The 1067-nt window shown below is 51.5% G+C and carries 1 protein-coding gene and 1 pseudogene; both read right to left on the reverse strand.

Features of this window, described 5'->3' with window-relative positions:
* The coding region (locus tag Q0338_RS03100) for a hypothetical protein (RefSeq protein ID WP_298085483.1) at positions 1-661 on the reverse strand (661 nt) is incomplete at its 3' end.
* 50 nt (positions 662-711) lie between these two features.
* A pseudogene (locus Q0338_RS03105) lies at positions 712-1067 on the reverse strand (cytochrome C); the annotation flags it as partial.

The raw sequence follows: 1067 nt of genomic DNA on the forward strand, positions 1-1067 counted from the left end.
GTTCGCGCGCGGCTCTTTCGCCGAATTTCTCATCGACCAGATCGGCAAATTCGCTTAGCGGTACGCCGTTTTCTTCGGGCCCGGCCAACACCTCAAGCTCGCCTAGTGTATTTATGATCGCCGTTTCGCCGATCATATTGTCAAGCAGGATAAAGCTAAGGTTATAAGCCTTGCCCTCGTCCTGCGCGAGCAGAGCCGCTAGGTTTTCGTTGTAAATTTTAATATCCACGTCGCTTTCGTTAAACTGCGCGTAGATCATCGACTCCTCGGCGTTTACGCGCGTATCGTACATCTCGATCCCGCCGATACCTCGCGGTGCGCGCGGCTTTCCGAGCGTGCAGAGCATTCTCCCTTCAAGCTGCTTAGGCATAGCGTTTTTGATGAAGCTTAGCCAAAATAATCGGTGTCTCATGCCCTCGGGAGTTAGCACCAGATCAAGCTTATCGCCCGCGAGACCCGTCATAAAGTATGGCTCCGCAAGGCAGATGCGAAGCTTCTCATCGGTCTTTTGCATCGCCTTTTCAAACTCTTTTGCCGCCAGATCGGCCTTGATCTCATCTATCACGCCGCTAAATTCCGCCCAAAATTTATCCACTCTGCCGGCAAAAGTGCTTGGGATTTGCGCTTTTTCAGCCTTTTTGCCAAAACCGAATAACCCCATATTTTCTCCTTAAATCAAATTTTACTCGCATTATAGCTAATTGGTCCGCCTCACGTGCACTGAAAGCAGCCGCCCAAAACCTCGCATTTCTCGCAAATTTGCACGTATATGACCCCTTCGCCCTGTATCATCTCGCCAAACGGGATTTGCGCTAGGTGCTTCATCGTCCCGCCGCAGCTAGGGCAGGTTATGTACTCGGCGTCCTGCACCCACTGAGGATAGCCGCCTACGGTCACATCAAGCTCGCTAAAGCAGCCGTAAAATGGCGAAACCTCGCCGCCTAGCTTAAATTTCATACCGCACAGCCGCGCAAAATCCTCTTGCGAAAAGTAGCTTTCGTCAAATCCTTCGCCATCATGGCTTAGCTCTATCTCGCCGTCTGGGCCGCGTTTGCAAAAATATCTGA

This window comes from uncultured Campylobacter sp. (assembly GCF_938018145.1).
GTDB lineage: Bacteria > Campylobacterota > Campylobacteria > Campylobacterales > Campylobacteraceae > Campylobacter_A.